The sequence below is a fragment of the Marinifilum sp. JC120 genome (assembly GCA_004923195.1).
Taxonomy (GTDB): domain Bacteria; phylum Desulfobacterota; class Desulfovibrionia; order Desulfovibrionales; family Desulfovibrionaceae; genus Maridesulfovibrio.
On sequence record RDSB01000025.1, the window covers coordinates 17,805 to 41,046 of the forward strand.

Annotated in this window: 20 protein-coding genes; 9 read left to right on the forward strand and 11 right to left on the reverse strand. The window is 47.7% G+C overall.

The annotated features are described in order from the left end of the window. The first annotated feature begins 128 nt into the window (after window positions 1–128). From D0S45_18450 to D0S45_18470, 5 genes are all read left to right on the forward strand, one after another. On the forward strand, window positions 129–1,481 hold the full coding sequence (locus tag D0S45_18450) for an amine oxidase (protein TIH12319.1): 1,353 nt from the start codon (window positions 129–131) through the stop codon (window positions 1,479–1,481). Between the two features lie 5 nt (window positions 1,482–1,486). Beyond that, complete coding sequence (locus tag D0S45_18455; GenBank protein ID TIH12320.1) at window positions 1,487–2,563, forward strand: aminopeptidase P family protein; 1,077 nt, start codon at window positions 1,487–1,489, stop codon at window positions 2,561–2,563. Window positions 2,564–2,707: 144 nt separating this feature from the next. After that, complete coding sequence (locus D0S45_18460; protein ID TIH12321.1) at window positions 2,708–2,989, forward strand: DUF4911 domain-containing protein; 282 nt, start codon at window positions 2,708–2,710, stop codon at window positions 2,987–2,989. A 161-nt stretch (window positions 2,990–3,150) separates the two neighbouring features. Next, window positions 3,151–3,756, forward strand: a complete 606-nt coding sequence (locus D0S45_18465; protein ID TIH12322.1) for a TetR/AcrR family transcriptional regulator — start codon at window positions 3,151–3,153, stop codon at window positions 3,754–3,756. Window positions 3,757–3,878: 122 nt separating this feature from the next. Next, the gene (locus D0S45_18470; GenBank protein TIH12350.1) at window positions 3,879–4,361 is read left to right on the forward strand and encodes an isoprenylcysteine carboxylmethyltransferase family protein; all 483 of its coding nucleotides are present in this window, start codon (window positions 3,879–3,881) and stop codon (window positions 4,359–4,361) included. Between the two features lie 97 nt (window positions 4,362–4,458). Here D0S45_18470 and D0S45_18475 read toward each other — a convergent pair whose 3' ends face one another. Both D0S45_18475 and D0S45_18480 read right to left on the reverse strand, forming a co-directional pair. Further along, window positions 4,459–5,226: a class I SAM-dependent methyltransferase gene (locus tag D0S45_18475; GenBank protein TIH12323.1), complete on the reverse strand. Its 768-nt coding sequence runs from the start codon at window positions 5,224–5,226 to the stop codon at window positions 4,459–4,461. 133 nt (window positions 5,227–5,359) lie between these two features. Continuing rightward, window positions 5,360–6,886, reverse strand: coding sequence for an ATP-binding protein (locus D0S45_18480; GenBank protein TIH12324.1), 1,527 nt, complete (start codon window positions 6,884–6,886; stop codon window positions 5,360–5,362). A 383-nt stretch (window positions 6,887–7,269) separates the two neighbouring features. Here D0S45_18480 and D0S45_18485 point away from each other — a divergent pair, with 383 nt between their 5' ends. After that, complete coding sequence (locus tag D0S45_18485; GenBank protein ID TIH12325.1) at window positions 7,270–7,686, forward strand: hypothetical protein; 417 nt, start codon at window positions 7,270–7,272, stop codon at window positions 7,684–7,686. A 66-nt stretch (window positions 7,687–7,752) separates the two neighbouring features. Here the strand turns inward: D0S45_18485 and D0S45_18490 are convergent, their stop codons facing one another. After that, complete coding sequence (locus tag D0S45_18490) at window positions 7,753–8,184, reverse strand: hypothetical protein (GenBank protein ID TIH12326.1); 432 nt, start codon at window positions 8,182–8,184, stop codon at window positions 7,753–7,755. Window positions 8,185–8,274: 90 nt separating this feature from the next. Further along, on the reverse strand, window positions 8,275–10,935 hold the full coding sequence (locus D0S45_18495) for a cobyric acid synthase (GenBank protein TIH12327.1): 2,661 nt from the start codon (window positions 10,933–10,935) through the stop codon (window positions 8,275–8,277). A 158-nt stretch (window positions 10,936–11,093) separates the two neighbouring features. On the opposite strand from D0S45_18495, the gene D0S45_18500 reads away from it, so the two are divergent. Beyond that, window positions 11,094–11,462, forward strand: coding sequence for a cupin domain-containing protein (locus D0S45_18500; protein ID TIH12328.1), 369 nt, complete (start codon window positions 11,094–11,096; stop codon window positions 11,460–11,462). A 16-nt stretch (window positions 11,463–11,478) separates the two neighbouring features. On the opposite strand, the gene D0S45_18505 is transcribed toward D0S45_18500, so the two are convergent. The 7 genes from D0S45_18505 to D0S45_18535 all read right to left on the reverse strand — a co-directional run bounded on the left by D0S45_18505 (window position 11,479) and on the right by D0S45_18535 (window position 20,423). Continuing rightward, on the reverse strand, window positions 11,479–12,480 hold the full coding sequence (locus D0S45_18505; protein ID TIH12329.1) for a glycosyltransferase: 1,002 nt from the start codon (window positions 12,478–12,480) through the stop codon (window positions 11,479–11,481). Between the two features lie 93 nt (window positions 12,481–12,573). Then, entirely contained in the window at window positions 12,574–13,470 is an 897-nt protein-coding gene (locus D0S45_18510) for a radical SAM/SPASM domain-containing protein (GenBank protein TIH12330.1), read from the reverse strand. Window positions 13,471–13,501: 31 nt separating this feature from the next. After that, window positions 13,502–14,608 (reverse strand): tetratricopeptide repeat protein, encoded by a 1,107-nt coding sequence (locus tag D0S45_18515; protein ID TIH12331.1) that lies wholly within the window; start codon window positions 14,606–14,608, stop codon window positions 13,502–13,504. Between the two features lie 86 nt (window positions 14,609–14,694). Next, window positions 14,695–16,971: a response regulator gene (locus tag D0S45_18520; protein TIH12332.1), complete on the reverse strand. Its 2,277-nt coding sequence runs from the start codon at window positions 16,969–16,971 to the stop codon at window positions 14,695–14,697. A 167-nt stretch (window positions 16,972–17,138) separates the two neighbouring features. Then, window positions 17,139–17,741 carry a signal peptidase I gene (gene lepB, locus D0S45_18525; protein ID TIH12333.1) on the reverse strand — a complete coding sequence of 201 codons (603 nt, stop codon included), beginning with the start codon at window positions 17,739–17,741 and terminating at the stop codon, window positions 17,139–17,141. 73 nt (window positions 17,742–17,814) lie between these two features. Further along, window positions 17,815–19,620: an elongation factor 4 gene (locus D0S45_18530; protein ID TIH12334.1), complete on the reverse strand. Its 1,806-nt coding sequence runs from the start codon at window positions 19,618–19,620 to the stop codon at window positions 17,815–17,817. 383 nt (window positions 19,621–20,003) lie between these two features. Continuing rightward, window positions 20,004–20,423 (reverse strand): hypothetical protein, encoded by a 420-nt coding sequence (locus D0S45_18535; protein ID TIH12335.1) that lies wholly within the window; start codon window positions 20,421–20,423, stop codon window positions 20,004–20,006. 411 nt (window positions 20,424–20,834) lie between these two features. On the opposite strand from D0S45_18535, the gene D0S45_18540 reads away from it, so the two are divergent. Then, window positions 20,835–21,680 (forward strand): sulfide/dihydroorotate dehydrogenase-like FAD/NAD-binding protein, encoded by an 846-nt coding sequence (locus D0S45_18540; protein TIH12336.1) that lies wholly within the window; start codon window positions 20,835–20,837, stop codon window positions 21,678–21,680. Then, entirely contained in the window at window positions 21,670–23,085 is a 1,416-nt protein-coding gene (gene gltA, locus D0S45_18545) for an NADPH-dependent glutamate synthase (GenBank protein ID TIH12337.1), read from the forward strand. Before D0S45_18540 ends, gltA begins: the two co-directional genes overlap by 11 nt. The last annotated feature ends 157 nt before the right edge of the window (window positions 23,086–23,242 follow it).

Sequence of the window (23,242 nt, forward strand, 5' to 3'; positions counted from 1 at the left end):
AACCTGTTACGCGCAAAAGAAAGATCGGTGACAGTACGATTTCCTTTCATCATTTCGAAATAAGTCAGATGGCATAGGCTTTGCTTCTGTAACGGCATATTCAAATTTTATGTTGCGGAGTTAAAGCGATGAAATGCAGATATATCATAATTGGCGCGGGTCCCACGGGGCTTGGAGCAGCCCGTCGACTTTCCGAACTTGGTGAAAAATCGTTCCTCGTGCTGGAAAAAAATTCCTGGCCCGGAGGTTTGGCTTCAAGTTTTACCGATAGAAAAGACTTTACCTGGGACATTGGCGGCCACGTGATGTTTTCCCACTACGACTATTATGACAATCTTATTGAAGAGCTTTTACAGGGTAATTACACCGAGCATCTCCGTGAATCCTGGGTCCGCGTACTCAACAGCTGGGTGCCCTATCCTTTTCAGAACAACATCCGCCATCTTCCCAATCAGGAAAAATGGGAATGTGTTCGCGGACTTCTGCCCGGCGAGCGTTCTGAACAAACACCTGAGAACTTTCTTGAATGGATTCACTCTGTCTTCGGCAAAGGGATCGCAAAATATTTTATGGAGCCTTATAATTATAAGGTATGGGCCACCCAGCCTGAGAAGATGTCTTTCTCATGGATCGGAGAACGGGTAAGTGTGATCGACCTGCGTTCAGTGCTTAAAAATATTCTGCTTGAACGGGACCACCTTTCATGGGGACCGAACAACAAATTCAAGTTTCCCCTCAAAGGCGGTACTGGAACTATATTTAAAAGGCTTGCCGCAACTGTCGCCGATCATATTACATATGATACCCAAGTTTCTTCCATCGACCAGAAAAACAAAACCGTAACTGATTCAAAAGGTAATTCTTTTGAATATGAATACTTACTAAACACCGGGCCCATCGACATCCTTGCTTCCCGCTGGCTGACTAATCCGCCCACGCAACTCGTGAACGCGGCAAAATCTCTCAAGCATAATAGCGTAGTTGTGGCTGGAATTGGACTTTCCAGCTCCAAGCCTGATTCACGCTGCTGGATGTATTTCCCTGAAGACAACAATCCCTTTTACAGGGTTACCAATTTCCATAACTACTCTCCCAACAACACCCCGGAACCCGGCAAAGGGCGGGCACTCATGTGTGAAGTCTCATATTCCAATGACAAAGTTATCGATAAGAACAACATAATCCAGCATGTGGAAGACGGACTGATTAACACCACCATGCTTAATGAAGACGAACGCAAAGATATTATCTCCCGCTGGTCAATAAATGTGGATTACGGTTATCCCATCCCTTGCCTGCAACGCGATGAAGCGTTAAAAGTTTTACAGCCTGCGCTTGAATCCATGAACATCTATTCCCGTGGTCGTTTCGGCGGCTGGAAATATGAAGTTTCAAACATGGATCATTCCGTAATGCAGGGCGTAGAATGGGCTGAACGGATGATTAACGGACAGCCGGAAACCACATACAGGATCAGTTAAAGCACATGACAATTTCCACCGCCACTTATGAACAACGGCGGGAGAATGTTCGCAGACGGCTCAAAGACCGCGGACACCCTCCTCTTCTGGTCAGCTTCGCAGCCAACCGCTACTACCTCAGCGGCTTTGAACTTCACGATCCCCAGTGCAATGAAACAGCTGGCTGGCTGGTCATTGATCCTGATGGGCGAGATTTTCTGCTCACTGATCCCCGTTACCACGATGCAGCCCGCAAGGTCTGGAAAGAAGAAGATATTTTCATTTATTCCGGGCGAAAATTCGACGCCCTGCGCGATTTTTTTAAATCCAATAACCTCAAAAAAATTTCATACGATCCCAAATCCATTAATATCTTTGAACATGAAAAGCTCACCGAGCTTTGTGAACTGAAACCGGTTTCCGGGCTGGTGGAAGATCTGCGTCTGATAAAAGATGAAGACGAAATAAAACTTATGGAAGAATCCTGCGCCCTGAACCACAAGGTTTACGAGCTGCTTGAGCCGAAGCTTGTTCCCGGTCGCACTGAAGCTGAAATTTCTTGGGATGTTGAACAACTTTTCCGCAACAACGGCGCATCCGAACTGGCCTTTCCTTCTATTGTAGGTATCGGCCCTAACGCAGCTCTGCCCCACGCCATCCCCGGCAATGACAAGCTCGAGGACGGATCTCTGGTGCTCATCGACATGGGCGGACGCTTAAACGATTACTGCTCCGACCAGACCCGCACTTTCTGGGTAGGTGACACTCCCTCGGACCGTTTTCTCACTGTCCGCGATCAGGTTCAGGAAGCGCAGATGGAAGCCATCAAAGTATTGCGTCCCGGCCTGCCCATTCAGCATGCCTATCACACAGCCAAGGCTGTTTTTGAAAAATACGGGGTCGAAAAGTACTTTACCCATTCGCTCGGACACGGTATCGGCCTTGAAACACATGAGCCGCCCAGTGTAAGCCCCATTGCTTCAGGTGAACTGAAGCCGGGCATGATCATCACCATCGAGCCCGGTCTCTACTACTCCGATTGGGGCGGTATCCGCTGGGAATACATGGTGCTCATCACTGAAGACGGATATAAGATACTTTAGTTGACGCGCTAAGCGCATTTATATTTATGACGCCTCCGGCGCCCTTGCCGGGGGCCTTAAACCCTTTTGCAAAAGGGTTTAAGAATCCCAAAACCTTTTATTAGGGCTTCGCCTCTTTGCATGGGACGAAGTAATATATTCTAAATGGCCCGTAGAAAAAGAAAACCGCGTCCGCGTCCCCTGCCACCGCCGCCGGAGAATTCCAGCCGCATGTATATTCAGATTGCACCTTCTGATATTGCAATCTTCCGGTTTCTTATGGAAGCTGTAGATAACCTTGCCCTTTTCACTATTGCTGACCGCTTCAAGGGAATCCTCATGCTGCGCTACAGTCCGCATCAGGAAAGGGAATTCCGCCAGTTCATGAATGGATTGAAACAGGAAATTGACATCAAATTTCTGCCCAATCCCTCTGGGTCAGCATAATTTTTATAAACTTGTGACTATTAGCCCGGTACTTTTGAGTGCCGGGCTTTTCTTATTTTCAGTGCCCTAATTCATTTGAATATGAAACTAGTTTCATATTTATTGACAATATGAATATGAATTTATATTCATAAAGTATATTTATAAAATACGGGGAAATCATGACCAGAGCACCGATCCAGAAAAGAAGCAAAGAAAAGAAAAGGCGGATCATTGTTGCCGGAATGAAACTATTTTCCGAGAAGGGATTCCACGGGACAGGAGTCACCGAAATAGCAAACGCAGCCAAAGTATCAGTGGGTTCATTTTACAGCTACTTCAAAGACAAAAATGACCTTCTGGATCAGGTCAGTGAAGCATATGCAGCCAGCATAACCAAAGGGGTGTACGGAAATTTTGCCCAAAACGCTCCATATAATAAAAAAACCCGTGAAATCACAGCATACATAATCGATACGGCCAAACAAGCCCACACTCTCTCAACAGAACTACACCGCGAAATGCTGGCCCTGAAAAACAGGGAAGCTCACATGGCTCAATTGGACCGCAGCATAGTTAAATCCTTGCAGGACGGAATAACGGAAATTCTGTTAAGGTGCGAAGAAAATACAAGGATCAAAGACATTAACCTCGGGGCAAGGCTGGTCAGCGGAGCCATAGAGGAAACTATGCATCGTTGTTATTTGGAGGGGGAAGAACCGGACTTGAATCAAACTTTTACCGAACTTACAGACATGTGCCACGTATATCTATTCAAAAAAGAATAACACTCAACAAACGGTTTTTGTTGCTCTTTTATTGAAACTGTTGGAATATGATGCTGTCAGGTATTCTATTCACGTGCAAATGCAACGGTGCTGATATCAACCGTAAAAGAGCGGAGCAGATTATGGAAGAACGCAAAATGAGTGTTTTCGGAGTCGGCTTGAAAATCTTCAGGCCCACAATTATCTACGGCCTTGCGGCATTGATCATTACCCTGATTTTTCCCAGATTTTTCTTAATGACCTTTCTACCCAGTGCGGCGTTCAATATTTTGGGCGGCATGCTTCTGGGAATCGGAATCGCTTTTCTTTTCATATCCGGGGTAACAGTCAAAAAAGCAGTAGCCGAACAAAGACTGGAAACCACCGGTACTTTCGCCATAGTTCGCAACCCGCTCTATTTCGCATGGATTGCCTTCATCTTCACCGGAAGCGCCATAGCAACTCAGGCGTGGCTGCTTTTTGGAATGTGCTTTGTGGCCTACTACAAATTCCTACACCATATCCCGGAAGAAGAAGCCGTTCTGGAAGAAATATTCGGCAAGGAATACATGGACTACAAAAAGAAAGTTCCTTCAATTGTGCCGAACCTGAAAGAACTGCTCTAGAAAACAACTAGATTTAATCTAAAAAAAGTCTGACCTTTTGGTCAGACTTTTTTTTGGAAATAATTTTGGGCGCTTCAACTGAAACGCAAGGAGGCTATCATGTACCGCCGGGGCAATGATAGTGCGCCCGGTTACGGGAAAACGGCACCTTATCAGCACGCCTTTTTCCATAGGAACATGATTCAAAGGTAGGCGCGTAACGGGTGGAGCATTTCTCCATCACAATACAAAAGAGATCACGCGGCAGTGCCCCTTCTTCGACCCGCTCAATGGATTTGATTTTAAAACCGCTAGCAAGCCCTTTCAGTTTATCCTCACTGAAAAAATGGACCGCAAACTTTCCTACCTCATAGAGATTCTCGCCCAGATGTTCCCCGGCACGGTAATGGCGGTCAAAAATAGAACGTACTGAATAAACAGCAAGGCCGCCAGGCTTGAGGACCCTGTGTAATTCACTCAGGGCGCAGGAAATTTCAGCCATGGTCAACTCCATACACATCAGCATGTGAGAGTAACAGGCATCAAAAGATTCAGATTCAAAAGGAAGCGGTTTGCGAATATCGAAGCAGCGAGGATCAACGTAGGAAGTGAGTGAGGAAGATGAGGCTTTGGCGGTAATCTCGTCAACAGCTCGGCTGGAATAATCAAGAGCTGTAACTTTTAATCCGTCTCCGGCAAAAAGAAACGTATCGCGCCCTTGACCGCATCCGGTCTCAAGCACGGAACAGACATCATTTTCACGGAAAAGCTCAAGCGACTTTTGCGCAAGCGCACTTGGCTGTTCCCCGAAATAGCACTCGGACTCTGAAAAAACTTGATTCCAAAGTTCCTGTTGCACAATACAAGCATTCATTACCGGCTTCATTACCCCTCCCTGAAATAACCAGCAGGGTAGGTAATATTACAGCAAGACGGACTTGGCAACAGCAGAAAGATGACAATTATAGGTCAAAAACAACATTTCCATTTTCATAGAATAACCCTGATTGCCTTTAAAATCAGCTCTGCCTATCCATACTTCGGTAATTGATAGCTTCAGCCAGATGCTGAACCTGAATCATCTCCGCACCGGCAAGATCGGCGATGGTTCGCGAAATACGTAAAATTCGAGTATATGCCCGCGCGGAAAGTCCCAAACTGCGCACAGCCTGTTCTAAAAAGCTATGCTCTGCTTCACTTATCTTGCAAAATTTCTCCAGCGATGAACCGGAAAGCTCGCTGTTGGTCAGAATACTCATGCCCTTGTAACGCTCAGTCTGAATTTCCCGCACCCGCTCAATGTTTGCACGCATGGAAGCGGAATCAAGCCCGGAGGAATCACGCAGATCCTTATATTCCACCGCCGGAACTTCAATCTGAAGGTCAATACGATCCAGCAACGGACCGGAAAGCTTGGAACGATAACGGTTAACCGCTTGCGCGGAACAGGTGCAGGCGTGCCGTTCATCAGTAAGATAGCCGCAGGGACATGGGTTCATAGCCGCAACCAACATAAAATCCGCTGGATATGAAAGAGACATGGCTGCGCGGGAAATGGTAACTTCCCCACCTTCAAGAGGCTGCCGCAGAACTTCGAGCACATTTTTCTTAAACTCCGCCAACTCATCAAGAAATAGAACCCCGCGATGAGCAAGAGAAACCTCACCGGGCCTAGGGTAAGCACCGCCTCCGATCAGTCCGGCATCGGAAATAGTATGATGCGGAGCGCGAAACGGACGGGTGACCATGAGCGATTTATCACGCTCAAGCTGACCAGAAACACTATAGATCTTAGTCACCTCCAATGCTTCCTCAAAAACCAGCGGAGGAAGCACCGTGGGAATACGCCGGGCCAGCATGGTCTTGCCGCTGCCCGGAGGACCTACAAAAAGTAGATTATGGTTACCTGCTGCGCCAATCTCAATGGCCCGCTTGGCATGCTCCTGCCCTTTGACCTCGGAAAAATCCAGACCGAATGATTCCCGTCCAGACCAGAGCAAGTCAGTATCAACAGTGGCAGGTTCAAGATTCTCCTCACCAATAAGAAAATTTACCAATTGCGAAAGGGTCGGCACCCCGTACACCGAAAGTCCTTCCACCACTGCGGCTTCATTGACGTTTTCAGGACTGACAATCAATCCCTTCGCGCCCTTGCGCCTAGCCTCGATAGCCAAAGGCAGAACTCCGTGCACAGGCTTTACCCCGCCGGAAAGAGAAAGTTCCCCGGCCAAAAACCAGCCTTCAAGCGCGGACTGCTCAATTACTCCGGCAGCCCCAAGCAATGACGTCGCCAAAGGCAAATCATATGCAGATCCGGCCTTACGGATGTCCGCCGGAGCAAGATTTACAGTGATGCGTGAAGGCGGGATGCGGTAACCGCTATTCTTGAGCGCAGAAAAAACACGCTCTTTACTCTCCTTGACCGCGCCCTCGGCAAGACCGACCATAGTAAATGCGGGCATGCCCTGCCGGGTCAAATCAACTTCCAGGTCAACTTTAAATGCATCAATACCCATGAGGGCGGCGCAGGAAACTTGTGCTATCATTGAACTTCCAACAGTAAAAATTGGTATTTAAATTAATAATCGACTTTTAGATATCCGGTTTAGACCTTCAAAGCAAGTGGCGGACAAAACTGCTGACCTTTTTCAGCATGATTAATCCCAGAAATGATTACTTTTGCCATTCCCGCAAACCGTATTTATATTAAGAATGGAAACAGACGGCTTAAATAATTCAAAGGATCATTAAAGTGAAAGTTTACCTCATCAAAGCATCAGCCCTCTGCCGAATAATCGCAATCGTTTGGCTAACCTTTACCCTAACGACACTTAGCTCGCACCCAGCTGCGAATGAACATTTTTGCAGCAATTTCTCAGCTGTTAAATCAGCCCATGCTTCAACAGAATTTAAATCGATAAACTACGGCATGAACTTGAAAGTTCCGCAAGAATGGGAAGTAGCACAGAGCAAGACAGGTGACGGACCGGAAATAAATGTCAGCGATCCCCAACAGCGAATGAATATAACCGCTTTGCGCATCAACATGGGCCAAAAAATTTCCATCCCTGACATCGTGGAGATTATGGAAAATGAAATTAATGCGGAAATTCCCTTTGTTGCTTCCGGCAAGGGAACGACATTGAGCAGCTTAAAACCGCTGAACCAAAATTTTGAAATTAATTTCAAGGAATATACAGGAACCCTGCAAGAAGAAGAGCTTACAGTTATCATTGGCTACGGATGTCTAAAAAATAAAGCCTATGTCATAATCGGAATTTACGGATCAGAAGACCGGGCCATGCGCAACAATATCATCAAAGTATTAGAATCATTCAGCCCCTAAAAGCCAGCCCTTGCGTCCACAGACGCAGGGCTGCTTCACTTAAATCAAGACGGTTCTTCCGTAAACTCAATCCTTTATATTCTCGGACCAATCTTTGGCTCCACCCTGCTTCACAAATTCGACAATATGGTAGTCAACACGCAAAATATGCTCGACCAGCCATTTGGTAAGCAGCTCTTTAATATCCTGCGCAGATATTTGCTCTTGATGAAAACGAGCAGCCTGTAATGATTTTACACTATTTTTGAGAGATGCATGTTTTTGACGGTGCTCGGAAATCTGAGGATAGCCAATTTTCTCCATATATTGTTCTTCGGCGTTAAAATGATAAACCGTATACTCTTTCAGCTTGCTGAGCAGACTGTCTATAGAAGCATCTTCTTCACCTTTTTCAAAAGCTTCCAGCACCTCATTAACCATACCGATCAAAGCCTTATGCTGTTCATCAATTTCCTTAATTCCCAGATTCAGGCCGTCGTGCCACTCTATCTTACTCATTAACTCCTCCCAGAATCAGAAGACGTATAGATTAAAAATGAGCATACACCATTTCGGAAAACAGCAGCAACTAACTGCAACAAAAATCTCTTATTTTTTCAGCCCCAAAGCAGTATAGACCGTATTCATATCCACATTTTCACGGACCACGGAAGCAAGGCGGTCAAGACTCTCTTCCATATTAAAAACCGACTGCACCCGGCCTAATTTGGGCAGTCCCTTGCGCTCTCGCAGGGAATCCACAAACCAACGCCGAAATTCATCGGCATCAAAAATACCGTGCAGATAAGTTCCCCAGATCAAACCGGACTTGGCTCCGAACCCTAACGCTTTAGAAACCGGTACGCCTCCGGTAATGCCCTGCGGAACAATGGCCGCCCGCACTGTGGGCAACAGCGGCTCGGTCTTGCCGTGATGGATTTCATAGCCCACCACTTCCTGCTTACTCTGGGAATGTATACCTCTTGTCCGGGTCAGGGTCTTTTCCGGGGCAAGGGTGGTCTGCAATGGAAGAAGTCCCAAACCTTCGGCAGAACCACCGGATTCTATCTCATCCGGGTCGCTGATGAACTGGCCCAGCATCTGGAAACCGCCACAGATTCCAACGATTACTGTTTTATCACGAAGCCCCTTCACAGCATCAGCCAACCCGCTCTCCCGCAAATGAGCAAGATCCGACAAAGTGGATTTACTACCCGGCAGGATGATAGCGTCCGGTTTACCGAGATCTTCAGGCCTATCCACCACCCGCAGATTCACGTCAGGTTCACCTTTAAGGGAATCAATATCCGTAAAGTTTGAAATACGCGGCAGGTCAATACAAACCACGTCCACGCAGTCCTTACGCTTACCCTCTGAACCGGACTTCCTCAAATCTTCCTTAAAAGAAACAGAATCTTCATCCGGCAACCCGAGATTGCCTATAAAGGGGATAGTTCCCAGCACGGGCTTTCCGGTATGGTTGAGAGTGAAATCAAGGGCCGGGGTCAAAAGCGATGCATCCCCGCGAAATTTATTAAGCAAGAATCCGCAAACCAACTCACGTTCTTTAGGTTCAAGAAGATCCATAGTCCCGGCAAGGGAGGCGAAAACCCCGCCCCGGTCAATATCCCCGGTAATTAGAACTTTAGCCTCGGCATACTTAGCCATAGCCATGTTTACGATGTCGTGCTGCTTGAGATTGATCTCTGCCGGACTGCCCGCACCTTCAATGACCATGACATCTGCATCCGCACTCAGGGAATCGTAGGCCTCCTTGACCGCATCAAAGGCCGTGGGTTTGTACTGCACATACTTTTGGACCTTCATATTACCCACCGGCTTGCCCATAACAATGACCTGCGAGCCGATGTCACTACCCGGTTTAAGCAGCACCGGATTCATGCGCACATCCGGGGCCAGCTTGCAGGCAGCGGCTTGAGTCACCTGCGCCCTGCCCATCTCCTGACCGTCTTCAGTTACGAACGAATTAAGCGACATATTCTGGGCCTTGAACGGTGCCACGTTATAACCGTCCTGCAAAAGGATACGACAAAAAGCTGCCGCAAGTATGGACTTCCCGGCATTAGAGCAGGTGCCTTGAATCATCAGGGCCGGAGTCTTTTCCGGCTTGGGTGCGGAAACCTCCATACCGGTAAAAGAACGAAGTCCGTCAAGGAGTACCCGATTCTCTTCTTCCGTACGCACTGCAATGCGAAAATAAGTGGAATCCAGCCCGTCGAAATTATCGCAATGACGCACCGCCACCCTGTTTTTGATAAGATGCTCAATCAGCCCGGAAGCATCCATACCCACCCGCTGCACCTGACAAAGCATGAAGTTGGCCTGCGAAGACAAGGCCCGGATACCGGGAACTTCCAAAATTCCCCGTGCCAATTCTTCGCGCAACCGGGTAGTGGTTTCAATGGTATTGCGCTCGTACTCCTCATCACGCAGACAGCGCAGCCCCACCTTCTGGGCCAGAATATTCACCGACCAGCAAGGCAGCACATTCTTGATCTCCATGATGATATCCGGTGCGGCAAAGGCCAGCCCCAACCGCAAACCGGGGATGGCGTAAAATTTGGTCATGGAAACAATGGTGATCACGTTGGAAGGACGTTGTCCGGCCAATCTCTCAAGACCCGGAACAAAATCAGCAAAGGATTCATCAATAACAAAACGGGAATCAGGATGCTTGCGGGCCAGAGCCTTCAGCTCCGCCGGATCAAAAGCAGTCCCGGTGGGATTGTTAGGCTGAGCCAGAAAGACCAGTGCCGGAGATACGGAGAGAAAAGATGAGAGGGTATCAAAGTCCGGGGCAAATCCGCGCTGCGGATCAAGGGGGATATGCTCAGTCTTCAATCCGGCCATTTTGCAGGATCTTTCGTAATCCACATAACAGGGAACCGGAATCACCGCCCGCTTGAAGCCACCCACACGGGCAATGGCTGCAATAAGTTCAGAAGCCCCGTTCCCGGCCACACATTCCGTAGGCCAGACCGAAAATTTCTCACAAGCCGCGAGGGTTAACTCCGAACATTCCGGGTCAGGATAACGGTCAACTTCAGCCAGAGCCCTTCCCACTTCCTGCTGCAACCATGAAGGAGGCCCCAACGGGTTGATATTAGCTGAAAAATCCACGATATCCGAAGAAGGACATCCGGCCCGTTCCGCCAGCTTACGCAAATTCCCGCCGTGGGTATATTTTCTTTTTTCAGTTTCTATATCAGCAAGTTGTTCTTTTAAGGGCTGCTCATTAAAAGACTTCATACGCTCTCTCCATGGGATGAAGGAAATTTATATTCAATGTATAACCGGAAATGCGGTGAGGTTCAAATGAGAGATTAAATTTCATACTGGCGAAACGAACTGAAGCCGTATACCATCAGGAAACTTCTAATAATATCAACCTAAATCGGGGAGCCACCATGAAGTATCAAGCCATCAATTTCAAGGACAAACTTTCTAAATTCCAAGAATATTGGTCCCCGCGCGTAATCGCGGAAATGAACGATTATCAATTCAAGCTGGTCAAGCTGAAAGGTGAATTCGTCTGGCACGACCACAAAGATACGGACGAAACCTTCATGGTCATTGAAGGGGAACTGGATATCCTCTTCCGGGACGGAAAAGTAACCCTAAACGCAGGTGAAATGTACGTGATCCCCAAAAATGTTGAGCACAAGCCCGTTGCAGCAGAAGAGTGCAAAGTCATGCTCATAGAACCGCGCGGGGTTGTTAACACCGGGGATGCGAAAGACGGGGAATTTACTGCTGAGAATGATGTTTGGGTTTAAGGGGCATAAAACCCGGCTAAAGTTTAAACACCCCGGCCACATGGTTCAATAGCTGATTGCTGTCCGTTTTAAGCAATGATGGCGGAGCACAATCTCTTTGCATAACCTGCATCAATAATTGCGGAATCTCGGCCATACCCTGATACTCATAAACCCCGTCCCGTCCGCCATAGCTTCTGGCGGCATGCTGGCTGGAAACGACAGGGATTCCGGCACGCAATAATTCGGGGATTTTGGTTAATGCCCCAGCGCCGACATCCTGATGCAATACACAGACACTGCATTCAGTCAAAAGGGCTTCAAGCCTGACGTCATCGACTCCCCCAACAACATTAACTGCTTTGGGTACATTCTCCCGATCAAAAAAACGATCCACACCGTAACCAGCCAGCACAAGAGGTAGATTTCCTCCTGTAATTGTTGACCAGTTATTAACCAATTTTTTCATCCCAAATAATGTAGGAGGATTGTAAGCAGTCCCCATACATAGACAAAATTTTTTCTTTGACTTGCGACGGGCGATACGGATTTTTGCCAATTGAGCTTCGTTTTCTTCAGATGGAAAGTAAGGATAATTGTAACATTCCGCGCCCATATTCCTGAGCAACCATGCATCTTCGCGGGCAATGGTCACACATAAAGCTGAGCTTGCCACAACATCCACTTCCTCTTGAAACAAATCCCATTGCGCTTTGACTTGCAGAGAACGAGGCAAAAAGGATTCAATATTGTGTATGACTGAAACTACCGGGATCTTCCTTTCCGCAAGAACCTGTACTGTGAGTGGGAAAAAGACAGGATCATCTACAACTGCCCCTTTAAGATTAGCACCCCCCACGACTTTAGATAAAACCTTATCCAAACCGAGTTGTGAAGCTATGTGCCCGTTAAAACCATAAAGAGAGTCAAAATCCTGATCAGCAGAAAACAATGCAGAAGTAAATTCGGTTGCCGGACTATGCGTATAAGAAGAAAGATCTGCAAGCTCAACTCCAATATCTGCAAAAAGAGAGGCCATCTGCCTTGTTCGTCTGTTTCCACCGTGCCCACCGGAGATTGCAGCGAATCGCGTAATATATGGAAGTTCAGGTAACACTATTTCCCCTCTGATTTAAGGCGCATAAAACCCGGTACACCCGCGGCACAACTCAATCTCATCCTTGCGACCTTCCTTAAAGGCCCGGATCATTTCCAACCGGGTGGGGTGAGCGGCAAGTTCTTCGAGACTATTATCCAAAATAGAGCCGAATACCCCACGTTCGTTGAGATCGTTACAACAGACCGTAACTTTTCCTTCAGGCAGAATGACCAGATTCTTCTGGAGTAGAAAACAGACCTCACCCACACGTTTTTCGGCAATCACCTGATATCCGCTATCGTCAACGCCGAGATCTACACTGCCGTCCCAATTATGCGGATTACGCACACTGACCTTATCGGCCAGTTGCAAGAGCGCGCTGAATTCCGGTTCCATCTTGCCGTCCGGCAATCCTTCTGCCGGGATCATGCAGATAATCTCAGTTTTTACCGGCTCCTTGGCCCGGCTGTTAATCTCCATGAAAGCCTGCACATTACGCCGGACCACATCCCACTTGGCACCCTTGCGGATGGACTCAAATGCTGCGGGAGAACCGCCATCAATGCTGAAGCGGACTTGCGTAACCGCCCTACTGCGGCAGATTTGTTCGGAAACTTTCGGAGTCAACAACATACCGTTGGTCAAAAGACCGATGGCAACTGAAGAAGGGATAGATGGGCGGTAACGACGGATCACGGATAGCATTCCCGGTAAATCAGGATGAAGCAGGGTTTCCCCGCCGTTGTGCAGGTCGATGCGCCGCAAATTTTTAAATGATCCCGTTCCTAACTCCTGCATCACCTTTTCCAGCACCTCACGGGGCATGATCTTGCGTTCCTTAGAGTGATCAAGGGAACACCACTGACAACGCAGGTTGCAGGAGGAGTTAAATTCTAGATTTAGCAGGGTAATTGAATCCGCATGTGACATGGCGGACAGGTTACGCCAACTTGCGAACCTTTCAAAGTTTTTTATTCAACACACCCAAACAGCGTTCACGGGCAACAACCACTTTGGGATGCTCATCCGGCAGCAGCTTGGAATAAGTATCAAAAGCCCTGCGACAAAGTTCGGCAGCCTCTGCGTGGTCCCCGTGTTTTTCCTTGCAAAGGGCCACTCGGGTGCAACCATCGGCCACAGGAACGGATTCCTCGCCGTAAATGTCAATTGCTGACGAAAGCGCGGATTCATAAAGAGGCAGAGCCTCATTAAATTTATCCGAATGCATGAAGACATCGCCCAACCCAATCTGACATTTACTGATAATATTCCGGCTACATTCGTCAGTATCACAGACCATACCCAGCCCTTGCTTGAACAGGGCTTCAGCCTGCCAGTAATCTTCAGTGATCAGTGCCAGCTTTCCGGACTCATAAATATGTACTACCCCGACCTTCCCGGTCTCAATACCCTTAACCAGCGCGTCCATGGCTTCATCATAATCAAGATCATTTTTGGCCAACAATCCCAAATGAAAATATGCGTCAGCCTCACGGCGGGCATAGGCCTCTCTCTTCACCCCGGACTCTTTCGCAATCCGACCCCAAATGGCGCGGGCTTCTCCGGTATCACCGGAAGCAAGCATTGATTCAGCAGATTCAATTTCAGTCTCTGAAACCCAACCGCGCAAAATTTCCAATTGCTCGGCAAGACTGGAAATGGCTCTTAAGGAGTCAGCATACCCGGACTCAATAAAAAGCAAACGTTGTTCAGCCTCTTTCATGGCTGCGGACACCTTACGGAACTCAGGGGAATCCGCCTCACTTATAATTTGCAAATCCACCTTCAGCCCGTCAATCTTGTCCCGAAGATCTTCCTCGTACTTCTCCAAAGTAAACTTCCCGCGACCAGGCATATTGGGTTTAAGCACAGAAAAAACAACGATGAGTACGGCAATGCCCGCAACAGCAAAAGCCATAATTACAAGCTTACCTTCAGGGGTCACAGCCTCCCACCATTTGCCTGTCCTCTTCGCAGCAGCAAAGGCTTCCGGCACAAACGCCAACAGCAGACCGAGCAAAATCAAACAAACCGTCAGCGTGAACTTTCCAGCAGTAAGTATTTTCATAAGGCCACCCTCCTGCGGGCCGGGGATAATTCATCGCCTTAAATAATAACAGAGCAGGTTGGGGCGTCAACGGGAATTAAAAATTGCTATTCTGAATATTTCATTAAGATCTTTTCAACATCACCAAATTGCGTCGGCTTGGCCAGATAACCATTCATTCCTGCTGAAGTGAACTCTTCTTTATCTCCCGCCATAGCATATGCAGTGCAAGCGATAATTGGAATATCCTTAACTGCCTCACCGCCCTCTCCTGCCCGAATTCGTGAAGTAGCTTCAAGTCCATCCATTTTCGGCATCTGGATATCCATAAAGATCAAATCAAAGACCGCCTGTTGGGCATTAAGAATCTCCATAACCTCACACCCGTCATCGGCAACGGAGACATTACAGCCATGTTGCTCCAAAAAAATCTTAAGTGTAAGCTGGTTAACTTTTTCATCTTCAGCCACAAGAACATTAAATTTTTTAATAGAATGACTATCCGGAGCCCACAAAGTTTCAGCTACCGCCCCTGCTTGCTCAGCCTCATCTAGGTCCAGAAAGAAATAAACAGATGTCCCGACACCAACTTCACTGATAACCGAAAGACTCCCGCCCATTAACCCCAAGAGATTCTTCACAATTGCGAGTCCTAAACCTGCCCCCTCATAACTGCGGGCTTTGCTGGCATCTGCCTGGGTAAAAGAATTGAAAATTGATTCCAATTTGCTGTCCTCTATACCAATTCCCGAGTCGGAAACAGAAAACAAAATCCTATGCTTTCCTGCCTGATCTCTTTTTAATGGATATGCTTCTACAAACACTCCACCGACATCAGTAAATTTCAGCGCATTGCCAATCAAATTATTAAATATTTGATGTAATCTATTGCTGTCACCCAACAGTGTGTCCGGGACTTCTTTTGAAATGCTGAATTGCAAATCAACATTCTTCTGAACAGCAGCAGGCTTAAAAAGTGCGTGAACTGAATTTAGCACATCAGTCAGATCAAACTCAGCATTCACTACCTTCAAATGACCGGATTCAATCATGGTAATATCAAGAATATCGCTCAGCAACTGGGTCAACCGCTTGCAGGATTCCATTGCAAAATGATTATGCTTTTCCTGCTTCTGATTCAGCCCGCTTATGTGCATCAGTTGCAGCATCCCCATAATGCCGTTAAGAGGAGTCCGAATCTCGTGGGACATGTTTGCCAGAAATTCTGACTTTGCGGTGTTAGCGGTTTCAGCCTCCAGCCTTGCCGTGATGAGTTTTTCCTCAACTTTTTTCCGCTCTAAAACCAAAGTGATATTCTTACTAAACAAGGACAATATATCGATATCTTCATCCGACCATTGCCGATGTTTTAAGACAGAATCAAAGCCCACAAATCCCACGAGTCGATCATTGAAAAACATCGGTTCAATGAGAACAGACCATATTCCCTGAGCTGTCAGAACCTGCTTATCCGGCAGATCGTCAGGTAAAGCAGAGACATCCGGGATATAATATGGCTCCCAATTGCAAAGCTTTTTCCAGAGCAAAGATTCCGGTTCCTTTAAATCTATATTCTGTAATTTATGAATTTGCGGTTCTATCTTTTCGGCACACCATTCGTGCGTATTATCACAGATGGAAGTGTTACCACGCATAATAAAAATATAAGCCCGCCCCACTCCGGTAAAACGACAGACATCCTCCAAAGCCTTTGTCAGTCCGTCATCAATCCGATCAAGAGACACATTGAGAAAGTCAGAAGCTAATTTACTGACCAGATTTTCAAATACGATTCGTCTTGAGAGTGAATTTTCAGCTTCTTTTCTCTTAGTAATATTCAGTGCCGTAAAAGAAACTCCTTTGGACCAGTCATCAGAATCCAAGGGTTTTGAACTCAGTATTACGTGTATGATGCTCCCATCTTTACGTTTAAACCTTGTCTCAACACTGCCCGCACCTTTTTCTCTTATCTGGGCATACTTATACTTAGTCACGCGATTAAAATCATCATCACTGGGATAGACAAGACGTGAGGAAACGCCCACCATTTCGCCTCTGGAATATCCAGTCATCTCACAGAAAAAATCATTAACTTCATGAAAAACACGATCAACCACAACCCCGATACCTATGGGAGCGGCAGACAAGACTGTTTTCAACTGAATTTCCCTTGCTTCCAGCAATTCCTCTGTCTTTCTCTGCCTTCGTACAAACAACGTATATAAATAAAAAACAGCACCAGTAATTGAACCAAAAACAAATGGAACAGCAAATGATTGCGGAAGCAAAGGCCAGCCCATTAAATATTTCTGAGCAACTGAAAGCAGGCACAAGAGAACAGCCCCACATATAGCTGATAAGATGAAACGAAAGGCTGAAAACATACTTCCTCCAAATTAAATCATACCACCTATACGCTGAGTATTTCAACTATAACATTATTTAGTTTCTTTCGACTTAACCCAATATCAGTCAGTATCCGCACAAAAAACTAAAGCCCCGGTACAAATGTACCGGGGCTTTCATGTATCCAGATTTCAACTGCTGGCGATTAGTGCAGGATGTCACCAATTCGATCCCAGCGAACGGTCTTGGGACCACCCCAAGACCAGTAGATAATCCACGCCTTTCCTAAGATGTTCTCTCTGGGAACATTGCCCCAGAATCTGGAATCGTTAGATCCATCGCGGTTGTCACCCATTACGAAGTACTCGTTTTCGGGAATTACCCGGGGCGGCATGTTGTCGCGCAGCGTTGAAACGTGGGTGGTATCGGTGTACTGCACGTAAGGCTCGTTAAGCTCCTTACCGTTTACGAAGACCATCTTGTTCTTGATCTCCACAGTATCACCGGGTACGCCGATAACCCTTTTTATGTAGTCCTTACTGGTATCTCCGGGATATTTAAAGACAATGATGTCCTGATACTCCGGGTCACCCATGGGCACGATAACCTTCCCGGTAAAGGGAACTTTCACGCCGTAGGAAAATTTGCTTACCAGCAGATGATCTCCGATCTGGAGGGTCTGCAACATGGAACCGGACGGAATCTTGAAGGCCTGCACAATAAAGGTTCGGATGAAAAGAGCCAGTATGAGTGCGATAAAAAGAGCTTCAATATATTCCTTCACAGTGCTCTGCCATCTGGGATTCATAATCTAATATCCTTATAGTTTCCTGCGTTTAACGCAGGGCGTATCGTTTTACCTCGGAGCGTTCCGCGCTTTGCTAGTCTTCGCCAGCCTTGAGAACAGCCATGAACGCTTCCTGCGGAATCTCAACATTACCCATCTTCTTCATGCGCTTCTTACCTTCCTTCTGCTTTTCCAGAAGTTTGCGCTTACGGGTAATATCCCCGCCATAACACTTGGCGGTAACGTTTTTCCTGAACGGGGCCACTCGTTCCTTGGCAATGATCTTGCGACCAATTGCGGCCTGAATAACAATTTCAAACATCTGGCGCGGAATAGCTCTTTTCAGCTTGAGGGCAAGGGAACGTCCGAATGGGTATGCGGAATCCTTATGCACAATGGCTGAAAAAGCATCCACCGGATCAGTATTGATCAGGATGTCGAGCTTTACCAGATTCGATTCACGGTAATCAATAATTTCATAATCAAGGGAAGCATAGCCCTTGGTGTGCGACTTGAGCTTGTCAAAGAAGTCGTACATAATTTCCGCAAAGGGAACTTCGTAAGTAATGATAACCCTTGAAGATGTCAGGTAACGCATATCCTGCTGGATTCCGCGTTTCTCCTCACAAAGCTTGAGAACCGCGCCAACATACTCGTTGGGCACGTGAATTTCAAGGCGACAGAAAGGTTCGGCCAATGATTCAAGATCACCGCCGTCAGGCATCTTGCTCGGGTTGTCGATTTCAAGAACATCGCCGTTATTCAGCCTAGCCTGATAAACAACGGAAGGCGCGGTGGCGATAAGCTTGGCCTGAAATTCACGCTCAAGCCTTTCCTGAATAATTTCCATATGCAGCAATCCGAGAAAACCGCAACGGAAACCGAATCCGAGAGCTGTTGATGTCTCCGGCTCATAAGAAAAAGCAGTATCATTGAGCTGCAATTTTTCCAGAGCACCCTTAAGGGGTTCATATTCCGCAGGTTCCACTGGATAGAGACCGCAGAAAACCATGGGTTTGACTTCCTGAAAACCGGGAAATGGATCTACAACCGGATTCTCAGCCAAAGTAACTGTATCACCAACGGGCGCGTCATTAAGTTCCTTCATGCTGGCGCAAAGGAAACCGACCTCACCGGCAGCAAGAACTTTTGTCTTCTGCGGTTCAGGAGTATAAACACCGAGAGTGGTTACATCAAAGGTTCGTCCGGTGGAGTGAATCTGGATCTTGTCACCCTTCTTGAGAGTACCGTCCAGAATCCTGAACAGAACCACAACTCCCTGATAAGAATCGTACCAAGAGTCGAAGATCAGGGCCTTGAGCGGCGCATCAGGATCACCTTCCGGCGGCGGCAGGTCCTTGACGATGGACTCCAGCACGTCCTCCACGTTCAGCCCGGTCTTGGCACTGATCATGAGCGGGTCGGAGCAATCCAATCCGATGACTTCCTCAATTTCCTGTGCCACACGTTCACAATCAGTACTGGGCAAATCCACTTTGTTGAGCACGGGCACGATTTCAAGATCGTGGTCCAGTGCCAGAAATACGTTGGCAAGGGTCTGGGCTTCCACACCCTGAGTGGAGTCAACCACCAGTAGTGCGCCTTCGGACGCAGCCAGACTTCGGGATACTTCATAGCTGAAGTCCACGTGTCCGGGAGTATCGATCAGGTTGAGGATATACTCCTCGCCATCCTTGGCCTTGTATGGAATGCGAACAGTCTGGGCTTTAATAGTAATGCCGCGTTCCTGCTCAAGTTCCATTTTATCAAGGTACTGGTCCTTTTTCTCACGTTCGGAAACCATCCCGGTAATTTCAAGGATGCGGTCCGCGAGAGTGGACTTGCCATGGTCGATATGCGCAATGATGCTGAAATTTCTTATTTTATCTAAATTTGCCATATGTAAAATTGTCGGCGGCCTCCATGGACCGTCGGCTTATGTTTATACTAAGGGATTTCTTATTACGGTATTTGTGAGCCGCTGTCTAATATGTAATTGCCGTTCCGGCAAGCTTTAACTGGGCAACCATGGACGGAAATCAATATTAATGAAAGGAATATATTACATACAAAAAGAAATGTTGCGATATTTTTACAAAACCAATTGATTGACCCATCAATTTATATTAAAGAAGAAATCAGTCATCATTGAAATTCTTACTGCGACTGAACGGTATCTTGAGAAAAGGTGTTGATGATTCTCGTGGGTTGAAAAGGGAAAAACACAACACCAAAAGGGACAGAAAAAACATTTTTCTGTTACAATCAGGATACTCACTGGAATCAGACTTTGCCGAGAGCGCTGCCCGGAGGCGTATGACTATGAGCACCGGACTGTCGGGAATAGGCATTGAGAGCCCTGGTCCTCATGTAACCGGTACTCCCGGGCTTAAAAATGGCGGAATCCTCAGAAAGAGCCGTCTGAGTAAGAGCTAACTGCTGATACACATTCTGCACGTGCTGCTCTTCGCTCTGAGTACGGGGATAGGTTTTTGATCGGAACTCGCGCGAAGCTTTCTGAGCTTCGTCCGGTTCAAATTCGAGGTCCTTTGCAGTGAAATTTACACCGAGTTTGCCTATACTGAAGCCAAATTTACGCGTGGTCACGCGTGCCTTCACCTTTTCCACTTCAGCCGCAGTCTCTCCGGACCATCTTTTAGAATTATCAGCATATTGGCTGATGCCCTGCGCTGCTATTCTCACTACTTACTCCACCTTGAAAACCGTTCCGCGTACACAAAAAAAGGCCGACTGCCTGCAAGGGCAATCCGCCGTATCTGCGATAAATTCGCAATCATCCATGAAGGATACGCGGTATTTCCGGCTTCCGTCCGTGGAAGCTGATGAAAATAAAAATCTGTTAAGATGTATTAATATATAATACGTCGAAGCAGAATTGGCAAGAGGGCGAGCGATAAAATCAAACTGGCGATAAGGCTTAACCCGGCGAACACAGGGAAAAATTTAAAAGACTGAAAAACAGCAGAGCGAGGGAAGCAAATATTTCAGTTTTTTCGGAGAAAGGGAAAGCTAACGCCTTATAATCAGTCTGAAACTTGCAATCCGGTGGGGAAAACCTTAACTTCCCCTGAAACTTAAGCAGTGTAGGAGATTATGAGCAACAAAATTCTGACTAAAAAAGCACTTATCCCCGGCCAGACATCCATGCTGGTCATTGACTGTCCTCAAATTGCCAAAAAGGCTAAACCGGGAAATTTTGTAATTCTACGCATCCATGACAAAGGTGAACGAATTCCCCTCACCATAGCTGACACCAACAAAGAAGCTGGCACCATTACCATAGTATATCTTGTCGTCGGCAAAAGTTCAGCCCTGCTTGAAACATTAAATGAAGGGGACACCATCCTTGATGTCTGCGGTCCTCTGGGCAAAGCTACCCATATTGAAAAATCAGGCACTGTCATCTGTGTGGGCGGCGGAACCGGAATCGCAGCCATGCACCACATTGCCAAAGGCCACCACATGGCCGGAAACCATGTTGTCGCCATTGTGGGCGCACGCAGCGAGAACATGCTCCTTTTCTGTACCGAACTGGGCTACTTCTGCCCTGAGCTGCTCATTGCCACTGATGACGGCAGTACCGGACACAAAGGGTTTGTCACCGATCTCCTGCGTGAACGTCTTGAACAGGACAAAGACGTATCCGAAGTAGTGGCCATCGGCCCCGTGCCCATGATGGAAGCGGTCGCCAAGGTAACCAAGCCTTTCGGCGTCAAGACCACTGTCAGCCTGAACTCCATCATGGTTGACGGCGTGGGTATGTGCGGAGCCTGCCGTTGCAGTGTTGGCGGAGAAACCAAATTCGCCTGTGTGGACGGCCCGGAATTCGACGGTCATGAAGTTGATTTCAATGAACTGAAAATGCGCCTCACCCAGTACAAGGAAGAGGAAGACCTTTCAATGCAAATGTTCAGGAGTTGTAGCTGCCATGGTGAATAAACAGAATTTTACCCCCACACGTACCCCCATGCCGGAACAACCGGCTGACGTCCGCAACAAGAACTTCAAAGAAGTAGCCCTCGGCTATTCAAAAGAAGAAGCCATGGCCGAAGCTGCGCGCTGTCTACAGTGCAAAAAGCCGTTCTGCCAGAAAGGCTGCCCTGTTGAAATCGACATCAAAGGTTTCATCAAACATTTAGCTGACGGCGACATTCCTTCCGCTTACCGGGTCATCAAGGACACCAACGCCCTGCCCGCTGTCTGTGGACGCGTCTGTCCGCAGGAATCCCAGTGCGAAGGAGCCTGCATTCTCGGCAAAAAGTACGAACCGGTAGCCATCGGCCGTCTTGAAAGATTTGTTGCCGACACCTTTGACAGTGATTCCGCCTGTGAAATGATCACCGGGCACACAGCCTGTTCCCTGCCCAACGACCAATTCAAGGTCGCCTGCATCGGTTCCGGGCCTTCCAGCCTGACCGTAGCCGGATACCTTGCCGCGCGCGGTGTACCTGTAACAGTCTATGAAGCCCTGCACGAAGTGGGCGGCGTACTCATCTACGGTATCCCTGAATTTCGTCTGCCCAAAGACATCGTTGCCCGTGAAGTGGGCGCGCTCTGGTCCAAAGGCGTAACTTTCATGCCCAACTATGTGGGCGGTAAGACCATCACCGTGCAGGATCTGTTTGATGATGGTTTTGATGCCGTATTCATCGGCGTTGGTGCAGGTCTGCCGTGGTTCCTGAATATTCCCGGCGAGAACCTCGTCGGTGTATATTCTTCCAACGAATACCTGACCCGTATCAACCTTGGCCGCGCTTACGAATTCCCGAAATATGACACTCCCGCTCCCAAGGCCCGCAACGTGGCTGTCATCGGCGGCGGCAACGTAGCCATGGACGCTGCGCGCACTGCCCTACGTCTCGGTGCTGAAAATGTTTACATCACCTATCGCCGTACTCAGGAAGAGATGCCCGCCCGTCTTGAAGAGCTGCATCATGCCATTGAGGAAGGTGTACAGCTTGAGCTTCTCACCTCGCCCATTGCCATCAACGGTGATGAAAATTCGCATGTTAAGTCCATGACCCTGCAGGTGATGGAGCTTGGCGAGCCTGATGAGTCCGGTCGTCGCCGTCCCGTTGCAGTGGAAGGCAAGACCAAAGAGCTTGAAGTCGACATGGTTATTCTCGCAGTGGGAACCGGAGCCAACCCGGTTCTGCTCGAAGCTACCCCCGGACTTGATCTCAACAAGTGGGGTTACATCGTAACCGATGCGGAAAGCGGAGAGACTTCCATTCCTAATGTATACGCAGGCGGCGATATCGCAGGCGGGTCCGCAACTGTAATATCAGCCATGGGCGCAGGACGCCGCGCGGCTAAGACTATCGCGGACAAATTGGGGGTATAGTCTGCCTCCGGCGGCTCTCCGAGGGCCAAAGAACCCTTTTGAAAAAGGGTTCTCTGGACTCTCCTAAAACTTTTAGTTTGGCTTCGCCGCTCTGTACGGCTAAGTGCAATAAAAATTAGAAGACGAAGCAGAACTTCTCTCTGCTTCGTCTTTTTTC

Bases quoted from the DNA above. Each gene is read 5' to 3' on its own strand.
- D0S45_18450 (TIH12319.1), top strand. From the start codon at position 129: ATGAAATGCAGATATATCATAATTGGCGCGGGTCCCACGGGGCTTGGA.
- D0S45_18455 (TIH12320.1), top strand. From the start codon at position 1,487: ATGACAATTTCCACCGCCACTTATGAACAACGGCGGGAGAATGTTCGC.
- D0S45_18460 (TIH12321.1), top strand. From the start codon at position 2,708: ATGGCCCGTAGAAAAAGAAAACCGCGTCCGCGTCCCCTGCCACCGCCG.
- D0S45_18465 (TIH12322.1), top strand. From the start codon at position 3,151: ATGACCAGAGCACCGATCCAGAAAAGAAGCAAAGAAAAGAAAAGGCGG.
- D0S45_18470 (TIH12350.1), top strand. From the start codon at position 3,879: ATGGAAGAACGCAAAATGAGTGTTTTCGGAGTCGGCTTGAAAATCTTC.
- D0S45_18475 (TIH12323.1), bottom strand. From the start codon at position 5,226: ATGAAGCCGGTAATGAATGCTTGTATTGTGCAACAGGAACTTTGGAAT.
- D0S45_18480 (TIH12324.1), bottom strand. From the start codon at position 6,886: ATGATAGCACAAGTTTCCTGCGCCGCCCTCATGGGTATTGATGCATTT.
- D0S45_18485 (TIH12325.1), top strand. From the start codon at position 7,270: ATGAACTTGAAAGTTCCGCAAGAATGGGAAGTAGCACAGAGCAAGACA.
- D0S45_18490 (TIH12326.1), bottom strand. From the start codon at position 8,184: ATGAGTAAGATAGAGTGGCACGACGGCCTGAATCTGGGAATTAAGGAA.
- D0S45_18495 (TIH12327.1), bottom strand. From the start codon at position 10,935: ATGAAGTCTTTTAATGAGCAGCCCTTAAAAGAACAACTTGCTGATATA.
- D0S45_18500 (TIH12328.1), top strand. From the start codon at position 11,094: ATGAAGTATCAAGCCATCAATTTCAAGGACAAACTTTCTAAATTCCAA.
- D0S45_18505 (TIH12329.1), bottom strand. From the start codon at position 12,480: ATGGCCTCTCTTTTTGCAGATATTGGAGTTGAGCTTGCAGATCTTTCT.
- D0S45_18510 (TIH12330.1), bottom strand. From the start codon at position 13,470: ATGTCACATGCGGATTCAATTACCCTGCTAAATCTAGAATTTAACTCC.
- D0S45_18515 (TIH12331.1), bottom strand. From the start codon at position 14,608: ATGAAAATACTTACTGCTGGAAAGTTCACGCTGACGGTTTGTTTGATT.
- D0S45_18520 (TIH12332.1), bottom strand. From the start codon at position 16,971: ATGTTTTCAGCCTTTCGTTTCATCTTATCAGCTATATGTGGGGCTGTT.
- lepB (TIH12333.1), bottom strand. From the start codon at position 17,741: ATGAATCCCAGATGGCAGAGCACTGTGAAGGAATATATTGAAGCTCTT.
- D0S45_18530 (TIH12334.1), bottom strand. From the start codon at position 19,620: ATGGCAAATTTAGATAAAATAAGAAATTTCAGCATCATTGCGCATATC.
- D0S45_18540 (TIH12336.1), top strand. From the start codon at position 20,835: ATGAGCAACAAAATTCTGACTAAAAAAGCACTTATCCCCGGCCAGACA.
- gltA (TIH12337.1), top strand. From the start codon at position 21,670: ATGGTGAATAAACAGAATTTTACCCCCACACGTACCCCCATGCCGGAA.